Source organism: Cedecea sp. P7760 (assembly GCF_013386425.1).
GTDB lineage: Bacteria > Pseudomonadota > Gammaproteobacteria > Enterobacterales > Enterobacteriaceae > Cedecea > Cedecea selenatireducens.
The window spans coordinates 1-17,505 of sequence record NZ_JACARU010000054.1 but is presented as its reverse complement, the minus strand read 5'-3'; the positions used below and the strand labels follow the sequence as shown (position 1 = coordinate 17,505).

The following is a 17,505-nucleotide window of genomic DNA, read 5'->3' as shown; positions in this document are numbered from 1 at the left end:
GCATTATTCCAGCGTCACCATTTCCTCGTCAGACAAAGCCAGAATGCAGCGATTGCGGCCGGTGTTTTGGCCGTAATACATGGCTTTGTCTGCGCGCCCAATGGCGCTGTACAGGGTCGGCCTCTGGCCTGATACGGGGCAGGCCATCGCTAATGAATCGCTCTTTTGCACCCTTTCAGGGCGAACGGCCTTTTTATACATCAAAACCCCCTATTTCCCTCTAAATCACGTCGCCGCCGCCAGCATTAAAACACGCAAAATGTAATCCATTGTGATTAATTATTGCACAGATGCAGTCCTGCGGGCGTTTATCCCGATTTCACTTACGGAACGTTACCTGGCGCAATCCCTGCAATACTTATTTTGTGTATCGCGTGATACGCCACACCCAGGAGCACATTTTGAACAGGTTACCTTCCAGCGCCTCGGCACTTGCCTGTACGGCGCACGCACTGAACATAATCGAAAAGAAGTCACTTACCCATGAGGAGATGAAGGTGCTAAACCGGGAGGTTATCGACAGCTTCCAGCAGCATGTTAACCCGGGATTTCTTGAGTACCGCAAGTCCGTTACCGCCGGCGGGGATTACGGAGCCGTAGAGTGGCAAGCGAGCAGCCTGAATACGCTTGTCGACACTCAGGGCAAAGAGTACATCGACTGCCTGGGTGGGTTCGGCATTTTTAACGTGGGGCACCGTAATCCAGTCGTAGTTTCCGCCGTCCAGCATCAGCTGGAAAAACAGCCCCTGCACAGCCAGGAACTGCTCGATCCTCTAAGGGCGATGCTCGCTAAAACGCTGGCCACGCTCACTCCGGGTAAACTCAAATACAGTTTCTTCAGCAACAGCGGCACCGAATCCGTTGAAGCGGCCATAAAGCTGGCGAAGGCATACCAGTCGCCTCGGGGTAAATTTACCTTTATTGCCACCAGCGGCGCGTTCCACGGAAAATCACTGGGTGCGCTTTCGGCCACGGCGAAATCCACGTTCCGCAAACCGTTTATGCCGCTGCTGCCGGGCTTCCGCCATGTACCGTTTGGCAATATCGACGCGCTGCGCAGCCAGTTCAGCGAATGCCGCAAAACCGGCGATGACGTGGCGGCGCTGATCCTTGAACCAATCCAGGGAGAAGGCGGCGTGATCCTGCCTCCGCCGGGCTACCTGCCTGCGGTGCGTCAGCTTTGTGACGAGTTCGGCGTACTGCTGATTCTGGATGAAGTGCAAACCGGGATGGGACGCACCGGCAAGATGTTTGCCTGCGAGCACGAAAACGTGCAGCCGGACATTCTGTGCCTGGCAAAAGCGCTGGGCGGCGGCGTAATGCCGATAGGCGCCACGGTCGCGACGGAAGAGGTGTTTTCCGTGCTGTTCGATAACCCGTTCCTGCACACCACCACCTTTGGCGGCAACCCGCTGGCCTGTGCGGCGGCGCTGGCAACCATCCACTATCTGCTGGAAGAAAATCTGCCCGCTCAGGCGGCCCAGAAAGGGCAACTGCTGCTGGATGGCTTCCGGGCGCTGGCCCGTGAGTTCCCGGACCTCATCGTTGAGGCTCGCGGCCAGGGGCTGTTAATGGCGATTGAGTTCCGCGACAACGACATCGGTTATAACTTTGCCAGCCAGATGTTCCGCCAGCAGGTGCTGGTGGCCGGTACGCTGAATAATTCAAAAACCATTCGCGTTGAGCCGCCGCTGACCCTGACGATTGAGCAATGTGAGCACGTGCTGGAGTGCGCTAAACGCGCGCTTTACCGGCTGAGAGTTACGCAGGATGAGACGGCTGAGGCGCAGGAAAGCTGATTGACCCTCACCCCAACCCTCTCCCTGAAAGGGAGAGGGTGTTTTCCGTGCCTGCTGACCGTTTTTTTATCCCCTCTCCCCACTGGGGTGAGGGGCAATCTCTACGGCAGCAGCCCCATAAAACTCCGCTTCTTACGCGGCTCAGACATCATCTCATCCAGCTTTTCAACGCAGGCAAGGTAGTGCGGCGTCTTCTTGTGCGCCAGCACTGCGGCCTCATCCAGGTAAGCCTCGTAGATAAAAAATCGCGTCGCGACATCCGGGTCCTGCAGCACGTCGAAGCGCAAATTGCCGGGCTCTTTGATAGCCCCTTCGTGATTCGCCTGAAACACCGCCAGAAACTCGTCGACGCGCTCGGGCTTAATGTTAATTTCTACCAGCGTTACGTTCATGCCTTATCTCCCTGATGTTTCGCTTCAAGCCAGAACTGATAAGCTTCGCGGGCCGACATATTCTCGTGCACGACTTTTTTCACCGCCTGCAGCATCGCCAGCGGGGCTTCAGACTGGAAGATGTTGCGCCCCATATCCACGCCGGACGCGCCCTGGTCTATCGCCTTAAAGCACATCTCCAGCGCTTCCTGTTCGGGCAGTTTTTTGCCTCCGGCGATGACGATCGGCACCGGGCAGCTGGCGGCGACTTTCTCAAAACCTTCCTCGACGAAGTAGGTTTTCACAAACTGCGCCCCAAGTTCGGCGGCAATGCGGCTCGCCAGCGAGAAATAACGAGCATCACGCGCCATCTCTTTGCCGACGCCGGTCACCGCCAGCGTAGGAATGCCGTAGCGCGTGCCTTCATCCACCAGCTTGATGATGTTGTTGATCGACTGGTGCTCATACTCGCTGCCGATATAAATCTGTGCGGCCACCGCGCAGGCGTTGAGGCGTAAAGCATCCTCCATCGTCACCGCGACGCTTTCGCGCGAGAGTTCGCTAAGAATGGAGTTGCCGCCTGAGGCGCGCAGCACAACGGGCTTGTTGGTTGCCGGAGGCACTACGCTGCGCAGAATGCCGCGGGTACACATCAGCACATCCGTTTCAGGGAACAGCGGCGCAATCGAGAGATCGATCCGCTCAAGCCCGGTGGTTGGCCCCTGAAAATAGCCGTGATCGAAGGCCAGCATTACGGTGCGCCCGGTATTCGGGTTAAAGATCCTCGCCAGCCGCGACTGCATGCCCCAGTCCAGTGCCCCGCTTCCCTTCAGGTAAAAAGCCCGGTTCTCCTGCGGTTGGCCAATACCGAAGTCTTTTCCGTCTTTAATATCATCCAGATCTGCCATGACGTCCTCTCCCGGATCCGTGTGTGAATAAGAGATAGTGTTCAAAAACTTAGTCAGGGATCGGCGATTGCAACCGTGCAGCGATCACAAAACATCCAAATAGATCGGCCAGATCGCTCGCAATAGATAAGAGTTTATTTATTGAACTGGCGACGGAAGAGGTCTGCGAATGAGTTATTTACTTGCACTGGACGCCGGAACGGGCAGTATCCGCGCCGTTATCTTCGATACATCGGGCCAGCAAATCGCCGTTGGCCAGGCCGAATGGAAGCATCTCAGCGTGACCGACGTACCGGGATCGATGGAATTCGATCTCACCGTCAACTGGCAGCTCGCCTGCCGCTGCATCCACGAGGCCCTGCACAAGGCAAATCTCTCGTCTTCGGCAATAAGCGCCGTCTCCTGCTGCTCGATGCGGGAAGGGATCGTCCTTTACGATCGCAGCGGCGAGCCCGTCTGGGCCTGCGCTAACGTGGATGCCCGCGCCAGCCGCGAGGTCAGCGAGCTTAAGGAGATCCATAACTTTCAGTTCGAGTCTGAGGTGTACCACGTTTCAGGCCAGACGCTGGCGTTAAGCGCCATGCCGCGCCTGCTATGGCTGGCGCACCATCGCCCGGACATCTATCGTAAAGCGGCCACCATCACGATGATTAGCGACTGGCTGGCCGCCAAACTTTCCGGCGAGCTGGCGGTTGACCCTTCTAACGCCGGCACCACCGGCATGCTGGACCTGGCGACCCGCGACTGGCGCCCTGCTCTGCTCGATATGGCAGGGCTACGTGCCGACATACTTTCTCCGGTGAAAGAAACCGGCACCTTATTGGGCAGCGTAACGCAGCAGGCTGCCGAAGAAAGTGGGCTGCAGAAAGGCACGCCGGTGGTGATGGGCGGCGGCGACGTTCAGCTGGGCTGCCTGGGGCTGGGCATCGTCAGGGCCGGGCAAACGGCGGTGCTGGGCGGCACGTTCTGGCAGCAGGTAGTCAACCTGCCGGCAATCAAAACCGATCCAGATATGAACATCCGCATTAACCCGCACGTAATTCACAACATGGTGCAAGCGGAGTCGATCAGCTTCTTTACCGGCCTGACGATGCGCTGGTTCCGGGACGCCTTTTGCGCGGAAGAAAAGCTGCTTGCCGGGCGCCTCGGCGTGGATACCTACGCGCTGATGGAAGAGATGGCAGGCCGCGTGCCCGCGGGCTCCCACGGCGTGATGCCAATTTTCTCCGACGCCATGCATTTCAAGCAGTGGTACCACGCCGCACCGTCATTCATTAACCTTTCCATTGACCCTGAGAAGTGCAACAAAGCCACGCTATTTCGCGCCTTAGAGGAAAACGCGGCGATTGTCTCCGCCTGTAACCTGGAGCAGATTTCCGGCTTTTCTGGCGTGAAGTTCGACTCGCTCGTTTTTGCAGGTGGGGGCTCAAAAGGCGCGCTGTGGAGCCAGATCCTCAGCGATGTCACCGGCCTGCCGGTACGTGTTCCGGTAGTGAAAGAGGCAACGGCGTTGGGCTGTGCCATTGCCGCAGGCGTTGGTGCCGGGATTTTCGATTCGCTGGCCAATACCGGCGAGCGCCTTGTGCAATGGCAGCGGGAGTTCACGCCGAACCCGGCGCACCGTGAGCTTTACGACGAGATGAAGCGCAAGTGGCAAAAGGTGTATGCCGACCAGTTAACGCTGGTGGACAGCGGCCTGACGACATCGATGTGGCAGGCGCCGGGGCTTGCACCAAGGGTTGTAGGGTAATTTATCCCCTCACCCCGGCCCTCTCCCCAAAGGGGCGAGGGGGAAAACAAACAACATGAAACCTTCGTTTCCCCTCTCCCTTTCAGGGGCGAGGGGAAAACAGGGGACTGAGAACATTTTTTATCCCCTCTCCCTTTCAGGGAGAGGGCCAGGGTGAGGGTAAAACCGCTTTGTATCACACTGTATCTCCGGTATAGACAGATACGCCGTCATGCAAAAAGGGCTGATTGGGAAACACGCTGCCTACATTCCCATGATGTGATAGCCGAACACTTTATAACGGCTTCGGAGAAAACATCATGTTCAACAAATTCACCCTGTCTGCGCTGATTGCTCCACTTTCCCTCTCGGTGGTTTTCGCCTGCCAGGCGGAAGCGGCGGGTTTCGATGCTAATCAGATAAAACAGATTAACGCAGGCGTGCTTAACGTCGGCTATGTCGATCTCGGCCCAAAAGACGGGCAGCCGGTTGTGCTGCTGCACGGCTGGCCCTATGACATCAACAGTTTTGATACGGTAGCACCGGAGCTGGCAAAGCAGGGCTACCGGGTTATCGTGCCTAACCTGCGCGGCTTCGGCAGCACTCGCTTCCTTTCCCCTTCCACGCCGCGCAACGGCGAGCCTGCCGCGCTGGCTCAGGATACGGTTGCGCTGTTGGACGCATTACATATCAAACAGGCCATTTTCGGCGGGTATGACTGGGGCGCACGCACGGCGGATATCGTGGCGGCACTGCACCCGGAGCGCGTCAAAGCGCTGGTGTCGGTCAGCGGCTATCTGATTAGCAGCCAGGAAGCGGGGAAAAAACCGCTGCCGCCGCAGGCCGAGCTGCAATGGTGGTATCAGTTCTATTTCGCCACCCCACGCGGCGCGGCAGGCTACGAGAAGAATACCCATGAGTTCGCCAGATTGATCTGGCAGCAGGCTTCGCCGGGCTGGAAGTTCAGCGACGAAACCTTCAATACCAGCGCCAAATCGCTGGATAACCCGGATCACGTCGCCATTACGCTAAGCAACTATCGCTGGCGTCAGGGGCTGGAAAACGGCGAGCAGAAATACGCGGCGGATGAGAAAAAGCTGGCCGCACTGCCGAACATCACCGTACCGAGCATCACGATTGAAGGCGACAATAACGGGGCACCACATCCTGCACCGGCAGCGTATGCCGCGAAATTTACCGGCAAGTATGAACACCGCACCTTCAGCGGCAATATAGGCCACAACCCACCGCAGGAAGCGCCGGAAGCGTTTGTGAAGGCAGTAGTAGATGCCGGTAAGCTGTAGTAAAAAAGCTATGCTAGTTTTAGCCTTCACTTTTAGCGCCGGGAGCCCCAGGTGGAACACATCGATCATATTCTCGTGGTGGACGACGACCGCGATATTCGCGAGCTTATCGTCAGCTATCTGGAAAAATCAGGCTACCGGGCAAGCGGCGCGGCAAACGGCAAGGAGATGCGTGCCGTGCTGGACAAGCAGCACGTCGACTTAGTGGTGCTGGACGTGATGATGCCCGGCGACGACGGGCTGACGCTCTGCCGCCAGCTGCGCAGCGATAAACATAAAGACTTGCCGATCCTGATGCTGACCGCCAGAAACGAAGATACCGACAGGATCCTCGGCCTGGAGATGGGTGCAGATGACTACGTGGTTAAGCCTTTTGTCGCCCGCGAGCTGCTGGCGCGGATCAAAGCGATCCTCCGCCGCTTCCGCGCGTTGCCGCCCAATTTGCAGGTGACCGAAGCGGGCAGGATCATCGCTTTCGGCGAGTGGAAGCTGGATACTTCCGCTCGCCACTTGATTGATTTACAGGGCACGATCGTTGCGCTGAGCGGCGCGGAATACCGCCTGCTGCGCGTGTTTTTGGATCACCCGCAGCGCGTGCTGACGCGCGATCAGCTGCTAAATCTGACTCAGGGCCGCGATGCCGAGCTGTTCGAGCGCTCGATCGATTTGCTGGTCAGCCGCGTGCGCCAGCGCTTAAACGAGGATGCGCGGACTCCTGCCTACATCAAAACCGTGCGTAGCGAAGGCTATGTACTTTCCATGCCCGTCACCATCGTTGAGGCGCGAGAATGAGGCTGTGGCCCCGCTCCCTGCTGTCCCGGCTGTTTCTCATCGTTCTCGTCGGCCTGCTGCTGGCTAACGGCCTGACCCTGGCGCTGACCACTCTTGAGCGAATGAACAGCGCCCGCAGCGTGATGCTGGATAACCTGCAAAACAACGTTTCCACCAGCGTGGCGATCCTCGACAAGCTACCGGCCAATGAGCGCCCCGCCTGGCTGGACAGGCTCGCCCGGGAAAATTATCACTATATTCTTGGCCCTGGTACGCCAGGAAAGCCGCCTGCCGACGAACGTTCGAAAGATGCCATTGCTTCGCTGAAAGAGGCGCTGGGCGAGCGCTACAGGCTGACTTTCACCGCCATTCCCGGCATGCGTTCCCATATTCAGGCCCATTTGACGCTGGCCGACGGCTCGCCGCTGACCATCGACCTTACGCCGCGTATGCCGCCGATTGAAAGCTGGCTGCCGGTGGTGATTGCTATTCAGCTGGTGCTGCTGGCGCTTTGTGCCTGGTTTGCCGTGCGCCAGGTGGTACTGCCGTTTACCCGCTTTACCCGCGCCGTTGAAGCGCTGGAGCCGGCCAGCACAAGTCCGACGGCGATGCAGGAAAGCGGCCCGATTGAGGTTGAACACGCGGCAAAAGCGTTTAACGCGATGCAGGCCAGGATCCAGGGGCACCTGAAAGAGCGCACTCAGATCCTGGCGTCTATTTCACATGACCTGCAGACGCCGATTACCCGCATGAAGCTTCGCCTTGAGATGAGCGATGAGCCGGAGCTGCGCGACAAACTGATGCAGGATTTGGATAACATGACGCATCTGGTCCGCGAGGGAATCGCCTATGCGCGGTCGTCAGAAAGCCTGGAAGAAACGCCGCAGCGCCTTGAGCTTCGGGCTTTTGTGGACAGCATTGCCTGCGACTATCAGGACGTCGGCAAAGCGGTGGCGTTTACTGCCCCGGAGGCGGCGCTTCCTCTTTCAACTCGCCCCCAGGCGCTGCGCCGCATCCTGACCAATCTGCTGGATAATGCGCTGAAGTTTGGCACCGCCGCTGACGTCAGCCTGAGCAAAGAAGCAAACCAGGTCACGCTGACGGTTACCGATAACGGCCCTGGGATCCCCGAAGAGGAGCTGGGCGCCGTGTTACAGCCTTTTTACCGCGTGGAAAGCTCCAGAAACCGCGACACCGGCGGCACCGGGCTTGGTCTGGCGATTGCCGCCCAGCTTGTCGGTCAGCTTGGTGGAAAGTTAACGCTCACCAACCAGCCGCAGGGCGGGCTGAAGGCCGGCATCACGCTGCCTGTCTTCTGATTGTATCGCTCTGTATGCGGCTAAGCGGCCGACAAACAAACTGACAATCAGGACGGTTTTCCCACACATCACGAACACATCAGGCGGGTTAAATACCCAGAAATCATCCTGTAACCGTGAGGTGTGTTATGCCCGTTCTGATTGCCTTTCTTGGCGGAATGCTCAGTTTATTAAGCCCCTGTACGCTGCCCGTCATTCCCCTGCTTTTCGCCGCATTTCGCGGTCAAAAACGCCAAATCATCGCCCTGCTTGCCGGCATGGTGGCCATGTTTACCGCCGTCGCTTTGCTGGTTGGCGCTGCCGGGGAGTGGATCGTGCAGGCCACGCTGGTTGGCCGCTGGATTGCGCTGGCGATGCTGGCGCTTGCCGCGTTGACGCTTATCTTCCCCGTGCTTGCCGAACGCCTGATGCGGCCTGCGGTGCAGTTGGGGAACGCTATCAATAACCAAAGCAACCGCGCTCGCGGCATGCTGTCCGCTTTTTTGGCGGGGCTTGCAGTGGGGCTGCTCTGGTCTCCCTGCGCCGGACCGATTTTGGGGGCCATTCTCGGCATCAGCCTGTCCGGCTCTTCGGCGGTAACCACCGGCCTGCTGCTGGCGGCCTACGGCAGCGGCTGCGCGCTGATGCTGGCGCTGCTGTGGTTCTGCGGTCACCGGCTGCTGGCTCGCCTGCGTGAGAAAATGGCGCTGATGGCGCAGCTTCGGCGTGTGGCGGGCGTAGCAATGCTGGCCACCGTGGCGTTTATCGCCTCCGGCACCACGGCGATGCTGCAAAATGCCAACGGCTTCGGCGCGAAGCTGGAGCAGCACCTGCTGGCGCTTTCCCCAACCGCTGCGTCAGCACCGAAGCTACAGCCCATCGCGGATACCGCACCTACCAGCGCGATGCCGCCGTTTTCCGGAGGAACAGCCTGGATTAACAGCCCGCCGCTGACGCCAGAGGCGCTAAAAGGCAAAGTCGTGCTTATCGATTTTTGGACCTTCGACTGCATTAACTGCCAGCACGCGCTGCCGCACGTCCGCGAATGGGCCAACAAGTATAAAGATCAGGGCCTGGTGGTGATTGGTGTGCATACGCCGGAGTACCCGTGGGAGAAAGATCTCGATTCGGTGAAAAAGGCGGTGGGCAAATGGCAACTGCCTTACCCGGTCGTCACCGACAACAACTATCAGATCTGGAACGCCTTCGGTAACCAGTACTGGCCAGCCCATTATTATTTCGACGCTCGCGGACAGCTGCGCAATGTCTCCTTCGGCGAGGGCAACTACGAACAGCAAGAGCAGATTATTCAGAAGCTGCTGAAGGAGGCTCGCGCCTGATTTTGCCTTCGGGGAGGCGGGAATATGACTCTCATCACATTCGCCGCACTCCCCTTTTCCCTTTTGCTCCGCGACGGCTAAATTAGAACTCATCCGACCACATAAAAATAATTCGTTACCCTGGATAATTCGAGTTGCAGGTAGGCGGCAAGTGAGTGAATCCCCAGGAGCTTACATAAAGTAAGTGACTGGGGTTCAGGAGTGCAGCCAACACCCCTGCAGCTTGAAGTATGACGGGTATACATTTTGGAACCGATTATGAGCTACTCGTCGCTGCTTGCCCCGCTGGATCTTGGCTTCACCACTTTGAAAAACCGCGTGCTGATGGGCTCGATGCACACCGGGCTGGAAGAGCTGCCGGACGGCGCAGAGCGCCTCGCGGCTTTCTATGCCGAGCGTGCCCGCCACGGCGTGGCGCTGATTGTCACCGGCGGGATTGCCCCTTCGGCCTCCGGCGTGACCATCGCCCACGGTGCGGTACTGAACGATAAAAGCCAGCTGGCGCATCACCAGCTTGTGACCGATGCGGTTCACCGTGAAGGCGGCAAAATTGCCCTGCAGATCCTGCATACCGGCCGCTACAGCTATCAGCCTAAGCTGGTCGCGCCTTCGGCCATTCAGGCGCCGATCAACCCGTTTAAACCTCACGAGCTGAGCCACGAAGAAGTCTTAACGCTGATTGAGGACTTCGCCCACTGCGCGAGCCTTGCGCGGGAAGCCGGGTATGACGGCGTGGAGGTCATGGGTTCGGAAGGCTATCTGATTAACCAGTTTTTAGCGGTGCGGACTAACCAGCGCGACGACGAATGGGGCGGTGACTACGAGCGCAGAATGCGCTTTGCCGTTGAGGTCGTCCGTGCCGTGCGGGAACGGGTTGGCAAAGAATTTATTATTATCTATCGCCTGTCGCTGCTCGACCTGGTGGAAGGCGGCGGCAACTTTGACCAGGCCGTGACGCTCGCCAAAGCGATAGAAAAAGCTGGCGCGACGCTAATTAATACCGGCATCGGCTGGCATGAAGCCCGTATTCCTACCATTGCTACATCCGTGCCGCGCGGCGCGTTTAGCTGGGTAACCAAAAAGCTGAAGGGCCACGTTGCGCTGCCGCTGGTGACGACTAACCGAATCAACACCCCGGAAACCGCCGAGCAAATTCTGGCCGACGGCGATGCGGATATGGTGTCGATGGCTCGGCCTTTCCTCGCCGACCCTGAATTTGTCTCCAAGGCCGCCGCAAACCGGGCAGATGAAATCAATACCTGCATCGGCTGCAACCAGGCCTGCCTGGATCAGATTTTCGCCGGGAAAGTGACCTCCTGCCTGGTCAACCCGCGCGCCTGCCATGAAACCAAAATGCCCGTTGTGCCCGCGGCGCAAACTAAGCGCATCGCGGTTGTTGGCGCGGGCCCTGCCGGGCTGGCCTTTGCGGTTAACGCCGCCGGGCGCGGCCATAGCGTCACTCTGTTTGACACCGCGGCAGAGATCGGAGGGCAGTTTAATATCGCCAAACAGATCCCCGGCAAAGAGGAGTTTTTCGAAACGCTGCGCTACTACCGCCGGATGCTGGACATCACCGGCGTGGACGTTCGCCTTAATCAATACGTTGAGCCGGAGAAGCTGAGCGGCTACGACGAGGTGGTACTGGCCTGCGGCATTGAGCCGCGCCTGCCGGAGATTGAGGGCATCGGGCATCCGAAGGTGCTGAGCTATATCGACGTATTGCGCGACAAAGCGCCGGTGGGCAAGCGCGTGGCGGTGATTGGTGCGGGCGGCATTGGCTTTGATACTTCGATGTACCTGAGCCAGGAGGGTGCATCCACCAGCCAGAGCATCGCCGAGTTCTGCGTGGAATGGGGGATTGATACCAGCCTGCAAACCTCTGGCGGCCTGCGCCCTGAAGGGCCGAATCTGCATAAAAGCCCGCGCAGTATTTTCCTGCTGCAGCGTAAAACCAGCAAGCCGGGCGAGGGTCTGGGCAAAACCACCGGCTGGATCCACCGCGCCACGTTGCTGGCTCGCGGCGTGAAAATGCTGGCGGGCGTAAGCTACGAACGCATTGACGATGCCGGGCTGCACATCACCATAGGCGGAGAGCCGCAGCTGCTGGAAGTGGATAACGTGATTATTTGTGCCGGGCAGAACCCGCGCCGCGAGCTGCAGGAGCCGCTACAGGCCATGGGCAAAACCGTGCATTTGATTGGCGGGGCCGATGTGGCAATGGAGCTGGATGCCCGACGAGCTATCGCGCAGGGCACCCGTTTAGCGCTGGAGATTTAGCTCCGACGGCCTAACTTCACCGCTTTGAGCACCACGAACTTGCTGTTCGTCGCAACCGTGGTGCAGTTACCGAAGATCTTCTTCAGCTTGCGGAAGTAGTCGAGGTGACGGTTGGCCACGATGTACAGCTCGCCGTTGATTTTCAGGCAGCGGCGAGCGTGGTGGAACATCTCCCACGCAATCTGATCGGTAAGCGCGTGCTGCTGGTGGAAAGGCGGGTTGCACAGTACCGCATTGAAGCGGAACGGCTCCACGCCGGACAGCCCGTTATTGATCATAAACTCGCAACGGTCGATATCGCCCGGCAGGTTGGTTTCAACGTTCAGGCGGCTGGACGCGACGGCCATCGGCGATTCGTCCACAAATACCACCTGCGCCAGCGGGTTTTTCTCCAGCAGCGTCAGGCCAATCACCCCGTTGCCACAGCCGAGATCGACAATCTCACCTTCCAGATCGGACGGCAAATGCTCAAGGAAGAAACGTGCGCCGATATCCAGCCCGGTACGGGAGAAGACGTTCGCGTGGTTGTGAATGGTCCACTCTGTCCCTTCCAGCTTCCAGCTCAGCGTCTCCGGCGCGTCGGCCAGCGCCGGCTTAGTGACGGTCGGGTTAACCAGGCGCGCTTTTTTCCATGCAAGCGTGGTGGTGGTTGGCCCTAAAATCTTTTCAAACAGCTCAAGCGTAGAGTTATGAATGTCACGCGCTTTCGCGCCCGCGATAATGCGGGTTTCCGGCGTCACTACTTTACGTAGCGCGCGCAGCTGCTGCTCAAGCAATGCCAGCGTTTTAGGAATTTTAATCAGCACCAGCCCCGGCGCCTGCGGGTAAGCCGCGGTGCTGTCGAGGAAGGTGACGCTGTTTTCCGGAATGTCGTTCTCGCGCAGGTTTTCACGCGTTGCCAGCTCGCTTAGGTACGAGTCGCCAATGCTGTATGGCTTGTGCTCGGCCAGCACGCAGGCCAGCGTACCGAACGTGTCGTTAAGAACAAGAACGGGGCCGACTGGCTCAAGTTCGTCTACCTGCTGCAACAGGTAGTCATCTGCCGCTTCCCACGCCTGCAGCGGGTTAACGTCGTCCGTTTCCGGAAAACGCTTCAGCGTCAGTGAACGAAAACCGTTGTCTAATTGGCTCATCGGCCCTCCTGGATGGTAAAGTTTGGTGATATCCCCATAGCGGGGGCGAGAGTATACCTTTTTTTCCCTCAACCTGAGACAAGCATGAGCGAACTGATTTATTTAAGCGGTTATCCGGAGCATTTGCTCTCGCAGGTGCGCACCCTGATTCGCGAGCAGCGCCTCGGCGAAGTGCTGGAAAAGCGCTACCCGCAGGGGCACAACATCGCGACCGATAAAGCGCTTTATGCCTACACTCAGGAGTTGAAAAGCCAGTTTCTGCGCAACGCACCGCCGATAAATAAAGTCGCTTATGACAGCAAAATTCACGTGCTGAACAACGCGCTCGGGCTGCATACCGCCATTTCACGCGTGCAGGGCAATAAGCTGAAAGCCAAGGCGGAAATTCGCGTGGCGACGGTGTTTCGCACTGCGCCCGAAGCCTTTCTACGTATGATTGTGGTCCACGAGCTGGCGCATCTTAAGGAGAAGGATCACAACAAAGCGTTTTACTCCTTGTGCTGTCATATGGAACCGCAGTATCACCAGTTAGAATTCGATACACGACTTTGGCTTACGCAGCTGGCGCTTAGCGGCGCGGCCTGATTAGCTCCCTGACTTATTGATTATCGACTTCCGGAGAATGCACTCGTTTATGATACGTTTCGCTGTGATTGGAACCAACTGGATAACCCGCCAGTTCGTGGATGCCGCCCATGAGAGCGGCAAATATAAGCTGACCGCGGTGTATTCCCGTAGCCTGGAGCAGGCGCAGGCCTTCGCCAACGATTACCCGGTCGAGCACCTGTTTACTTCGCTGGACGAGCTGGCGAAGAGCGATGTCATCGACGCGGTGTACATCGCCAGCCCGAACTCGCTGCACGGCCCGCAGAGCCTGCTGTTCCTCTGCCACAAAAAACACGTTATCTGCGAGAAGCCGCTGGCGTCTAATCTTGCGGAAGTCGAAGCGGCTATCGCCTGCGCCCGTGAAAACCAGGTGGTGCTGTTCGAGGCGTTTAAAACCGCCAGCCTGCCAAACTTTATCGCGCTGCAGCAGGCGCTGCCGAAGGTGGGGAAAATCCGCAAGGTGCTGCTCAACTACTGCCAGTATTCTTCGCGCTACCAGCGCTACCTGGACGGTGAAAACCCAAACACCTTTAATCCGGCGTTTTCCAACGGCTCCATCATGGACATCGGCTTCTACGTGCTGGCCTCGGCGGCTGCATTGTGGGGTGAACCGCACTCCGTTCACGCCACGGCTTCCCTGCTGGACAGCGGCGTGGACGCTCACGGCACCGTTCAGCTGAACTACGGCGATTTCGACGTCACCCTGATGCACTCCAAAGTGAGCGACTCGACGATCCCAAGCGAAATTCAGGGCGAAGCCGGTTCGCTGGTGATTGAAAAAATTTCCGAATGCCAGCGCGTCACATTTATTCCGCGCGGCGGCAAACCGCAGGATCTGACGCTGCCGCAGCATATCAATACTATGCTGTACGAAGCGGAGACGTTTGCCCGCCTGGTGGAAGAGAATGAGGTCAATCACGCCGGGCTGGTGACATCGCGCATCACGTCGGCGCTGGCGACCGAAATTCGCCGCCAGACAGGGGTTAAGTTCCCGGCGGACGATGTGAGCCAGCAGGCCACGGCATAATGAATTTTGCAGAAAACCAGGTAACAAAATATTGACCAAAGCCGTTGCTTGTCATATTTTGTTACCTGCAAAGGGGAGTAACTTCATTGCCGGTTAATCGTCATTACGATGCGAAAGCATCCGGTTGCCGGGCGACGTTAAAACGTCGTAAGTGAGACCTTGCCGGAAGGCGAGATCCCTGTTGCAAGCGAAAGCGGCTGGCGTCTTCTGATGTTAGCCGTTTTTGTTTTCAAGGAATCTCATTATGCATACTGTCGGTACTCCGCTGCTCTGGGGCAGCTTCGCCGTCGTGGTCGCCATCATGCTGGCGATCGATCTCCTGGTTCAGGGCCGCCGTGGCTCGCAAACCATGTCAATGAAACAGGCGGCCGTCTGGTCGCTGGTCTGGGTTTCACTTTCCCTGCTGTTTAACCTCGCCTTCTGGTGGTATCTCAGCGGCACCGCTGGCCGCGAAGTGGCGGACACTCAGGCGCTGGCCTTCCTCACCGGTTATCTGATTGAAAAAGCCCTTGCGGTCGATAACGTCTTCGTCTGGCTGATGCTGTTCAGCTATTTTGCCGTGCCTGCCGCGCTGCAGCGGCGAGTGCTGGTCTACGGCGTGCTTGGCGCTATCGTGCTGAGAACCATCATGATCTTCGGCGGCAGCTGGCTGATTACCCAGTTCGAATGGCTGCTGTATGTGTTTGGCGCCTTCCTGCTGTTTACCGGGATTAAGATGGCGCTGGCGAAGGAAGATGACACCGGTATCGGCGACAAGCCGCTGGTGCGCTGGCTGCGCGGCCACCTGCGCATGACCGATAAGATCGAGAACGAACGTTTCTTCGTCCGCCAGAACGGCCTGCTGTACGCTACGCCGCTGTTGCTGGTGCTGATTCTGGTGGAGCTGAGCGATGTGATTTTCGCGGTAGACAGCATTCCGGCAATCTTCGCGGTGACCACCGATCCGTTCATCGTGCTGACGTCTAACCTGTTCGCCATCCTCGGCCTGCGCGCCATGTACTTCCTGCTGGCCGGCGTGGCAGAACGCTTCTCAATGCTGAAGTATGGCCTGTCGGTTATCCTGGTGTTTATCGGCATCAAGATGCTGATCGTCGATTTCTACCATATCCCAATCGCCGTTTCGCTGGGCGTGGTGGGCGGTATTCTGGCGGGTACGCTGATTATCAACGCCTGGGTAAACCACCGTAACGACCAGAAGAAGCCGGCGGAGTAAGCCAACATCTCACCGTAAAAAAGGGGCGTAATGCCCCTTTTTCATTCTGGCAAACCGCCATCGTCCCAAATTGCTGAATATGTCACATGAATGTTAATGATCAGTTGCGAAATCTAACGCTGAACGCAATTCCAGCTTGAAATGCTTTTTCCTTTACCGCTTTTCCTTATACTCAGCGGGCAAACACATTTTCTTACAACCGCCCAGACGCAGCCCACTGCGCACGCGGAACGGAACGACATCACTGACACACAGGAAGGTATTCATGAGTTCGCAAGCTTCTGGATTACTGCAGCGCTTTGCCCGCGGCAGCCTCGTAAAACAAATTCTCGTTGGCCTGGTGCTGGGCATTGTGCTCGCGCTGGTCTCCAAACCCGCCGCCGTGGCAACCGGCCTGCTCGGGACGCTGTTCGTCGGCGCGCTCAAAGCCGTGGCGCCGGTGCTGGTCCTTACGCTGGTGATGGCTTCTATCGCTAACCACCAGCACGGCCAAAAAACCAATATCCGCCCAATTCTGGTGCTGTACCTGCTGGGCACGTTCTCCGCCGCGCTGACGGCGGTCGTCGTTAGCTTTATGTTCCCTTCCACGCTTCACCTGACCAGCAGCGCCACGGATATTTCGCCGCCGTCAGGGATCGTCGAAGTGATACACGGCCTGCTGATGAGCACGATTGCCAACCCGATAGACGCCCTGCTGAACGCCAACTACATCGGCATTCTGGTATGGGCCGTTGGCCTGGGCTTTGCCCTGCGCCACGGCAGCGAAACCACCAAAAGCCTGGTGAACGATTTGTCTGACGCGGTGACCTTTATCGTGAAGGTGGTGATCCGCTTTGCGCCAATCGGGATCTTCGGCCTGGTCGCCTCTACGCTCGCCACGACCGGTTTCTCCACGCTCTGGAGCTACGCCCAGCTGCTGCTGGTGCTGCTGGGCTGCATGTTCGGCGTGGCGCTGATCATCAACCCGCTGCTGGTGTTTATCACCACTCGCCGTAACCCGTATCCGCTGGTGCTGGCCTGCCTGCGCGAGAGCGGCGTGACCGCGTTCTTTACCCGCAGCTCGGCGGCGAACATTCCGGTCAACATGAGCATGTGCCAGAAGATGAACCTGGATCGTGATACTTATTCAGTGTCGATTCCGCTGGGAGCAACCATCAATATGGCCGGGGCCGCAATAACGATTACGGTGCTGACGCTGGCTGCAGTGCACACGCTGGGCGTACCGGTGGATCTGCCCACCGCGCTGCTGCTGAGCGTGGTGGCTTCACTTTGCGCCTGTGGGGCTTCTGGTGTGGCGGGCGGTTCGCTGTTGCTGATCCCGCTGGCCTGCGGCATGTTTGGCATCCCGAATGAGATTGCCATGCAGGTGGTGGCGGTAGGCTTCATCATTGGCGTATTGCAGGATTCCTGTGAAACCGCGCTGAACTCTTCTACCGACGTTATCTTTACCGCTGCCGTTTGTCAGGCCGAGGATGCCCGTCTGGCGAAGGCCGATCCGCTACGCGGTTAATGCTTTCACATCGCCCGGCATAGGTCTATTAGTCAAAATATTTACGATTATGAAGAGTCGGCCAGGGTTCCGTTCACTTTCAATCCTGTTTCATATGTCACCACAGAACTTGTGAACGACTCGGGGAAGTCACCGTCACTTCCCCGAGACCCCGGACTCCCGGCCAAATAAATCGACCGCTGAAGCGGCAGACCTCCGTTTTATCTCCCAGTCCTGGGT

15 protein-coding genes are annotated in these 17,505 nt (G+C 58.1%); 11 read left to right on the top strand and 4 right to left on the bottom strand.

Annotation, left to right across the window (positions count from 1 at the left end; genetic code table 11):
• Positions 1 to 3: 3 nt before the first annotated feature.
• Complete coding sequence (locus HX778_RS25175; RefSeq protein ID WP_255483432.1) at positions 4 to 201, bottom strand: hypothetical protein; 198 nt, start codon at positions 199 to 201, stop codon at positions 4 to 6.
• A gap of 200 nt (positions 202 to 401) precedes the next feature.
• Between HX778_RS25175 and ygjG the strand changes: the two genes are divergently transcribed.
• On the top strand, positions 402 to 1,799 hold the full coding sequence (ygjG, locus tag HX778_RS18405) for a putrescine aminotransferase (protein ID WP_218167196.1): 1,398 nt from the start codon (positions 402 to 404) through the stop codon (positions 1,797 to 1,799).
• Positions 1,800 to 1,900: 101 nt separating this feature from the next.
• Here the strand turns inward: ygjG and lsrG are convergent, their stop codons facing one another.
• Together lsrG and lsrF are read right to left on the bottom strand one after the other, a co-directional pair.
• Positions 1,901 to 2,191 (bottom strand): (4S)-4-hydroxy-5-phosphonooxypentane-2,3-dione isomerase, encoded by a 291-nt coding sequence (gene lsrG / locus HX778_RS18400; protein ID WP_176982724.1) that lies wholly within the window; start codon positions 2,189 to 2,191, stop codon positions 1,901 to 1,903.
• Positions 2,188 to 3,078 (bottom strand): 3-hydroxy-5-phosphonooxypentane-2,4-dione thiolase, encoded by an 891-nt coding sequence (gene lsrF, locus HX778_RS18395; RefSeq protein ID WP_038476011.1) that lies wholly within the window; start codon positions 3,076 to 3,078, stop codon positions 2,188 to 2,190. The genes lsrG and lsrF overlap by 4 nt, the downstream gene beginning before the upstream one ends.
• Before the next feature lie 169 nt (positions 3,079 to 3,247).
• Here lsrF and lsrK point away from each other — a divergent pair, with 169 nt between their 5' ends.
• The 6 genes from lsrK to HX778_RS18365 all read left to right on the top strand — a co-directional run bounded on the left by lsrK (position 3,248) and on the right by HX778_RS18365 (position 11,797).
• Complete coding sequence (lsrK, locus tag HX778_RS18390) at positions 3,248 to 4,828, top strand: autoinducer-2 kinase (RefSeq protein ID WP_176982723.1); 1,581 nt, start codon at positions 3,248 to 3,250, stop codon at positions 4,826 to 4,828.
• A gap of 299 nt (positions 4,829 to 5,127) precedes the next feature.
• Complete coding sequence (locus HX778_RS18385; protein WP_176982722.1) at positions 5,128 to 6,111, top strand: alpha/beta fold hydrolase; 984 nt, start codon at positions 5,128 to 5,130, stop codon at positions 6,109 to 6,111.
• 51 nt (positions 6,112 to 6,162) lie between these two features.
• On the top strand, positions 6,163 to 6,903 hold the full coding sequence (locus HX778_RS18380; protein ID WP_176982721.1) for a response regulator: 741 nt from the start codon (positions 6,163 to 6,165) through the stop codon (positions 6,901 to 6,903).
• Positions 6,900 to 8,201: an ATP-binding protein gene (locus tag HX778_RS18375; RefSeq protein ID WP_176982720.1), complete on the top strand. Its 1,302-nt coding sequence runs from the start codon at positions 6,900 to 6,902 to the stop codon at positions 8,199 to 8,201. The genes HX778_RS18380 and HX778_RS18375 overlap by 4 nt, the downstream gene beginning before the upstream one ends.
• 128 nt (positions 8,202 to 8,329) lie before the next feature.
• Positions 8,330 to 9,520, top strand: coding sequence for a cytochrome c biogenesis protein DipZ (locus HX778_RS18370; protein WP_176982719.1), 1,191 nt, complete (start codon positions 8,330 to 8,332; stop codon positions 9,518 to 9,520).
• A gap of 258 nt (positions 9,521 to 9,778) precedes the next feature.
• The gene (locus HX778_RS18365; protein ID WP_176982718.1) at positions 9,779 to 11,797 is read left to right on the top strand and encodes an NADPH-dependent 2,4-dienoyl-CoA reductase; all 2,019 of its coding nucleotides are present in this window, start codon (positions 9,779 to 9,781) and stop codon (positions 11,795 to 11,797) included.
• Here HX778_RS18365 and rlmG read toward each other — a convergent pair.
• Complete coding sequence (rlmG, locus tag HX778_RS18360) at positions 11,794 to 12,930, bottom strand: 23S rRNA (guanine(1835)-N(2))-methyltransferase RlmG (RefSeq protein ID WP_038476033.1); 1,137 nt, start codon at positions 12,928 to 12,930, stop codon at positions 11,794 to 11,796. The two genes, HX778_RS18365 and rlmG, sit on opposite strands and share 4 nt — an antisense overlap.
• 84 nt (positions 12,931 to 13,014) lie before the next feature.
• Here rlmG and HX778_RS18355 point away from each other — a divergent pair, with 84 nt between their 5' ends.
• From HX778_RS18355 to sstT, 4 genes are all read left to right on the top strand, one after another.
• Positions 13,015 to 13,515, top strand: coding sequence for a M48 family metallopeptidase (locus tag HX778_RS18355; protein ID WP_176982717.1), 501 nt, complete (start codon positions 13,015 to 13,017; stop codon positions 13,513 to 13,515).
• Between the two features lie 49 nt (positions 13,516 to 13,564).
• Complete coding sequence (locus tag HX778_RS18350) at positions 13,565 to 14,563, top strand: Gfo/Idh/MocA family protein (RefSeq protein ID WP_176982716.1); 999 nt, start codon at positions 13,565 to 13,567, stop codon at positions 14,561 to 14,563.
• A 244-nt stretch (positions 14,564 to 14,807) separates the two neighbouring features.
• The gene (locus HX778_RS18345) at positions 14,808 to 15,776 is read left to right on the top strand and encodes a TerC family protein (protein ID WP_038476039.1); all 969 of its coding nucleotides are present in this window, start codon (positions 14,808 to 14,810) and stop codon (positions 15,774 to 15,776) included.
• Positions 15,777 to 16,041: 265 nt separating this feature from the next.
• On the top strand, positions 16,042 to 17,286 hold the full coding sequence (gene sstT, locus HX778_RS18340) for a serine/threonine transporter SstT (RefSeq protein WP_176982715.1): 1,245 nt from the start codon (positions 16,042 to 16,044) through the stop codon (positions 17,284 to 17,286).
• The last annotated feature ends 219 nt before the right edge of the window (positions 17,287 to 17,505 follow it).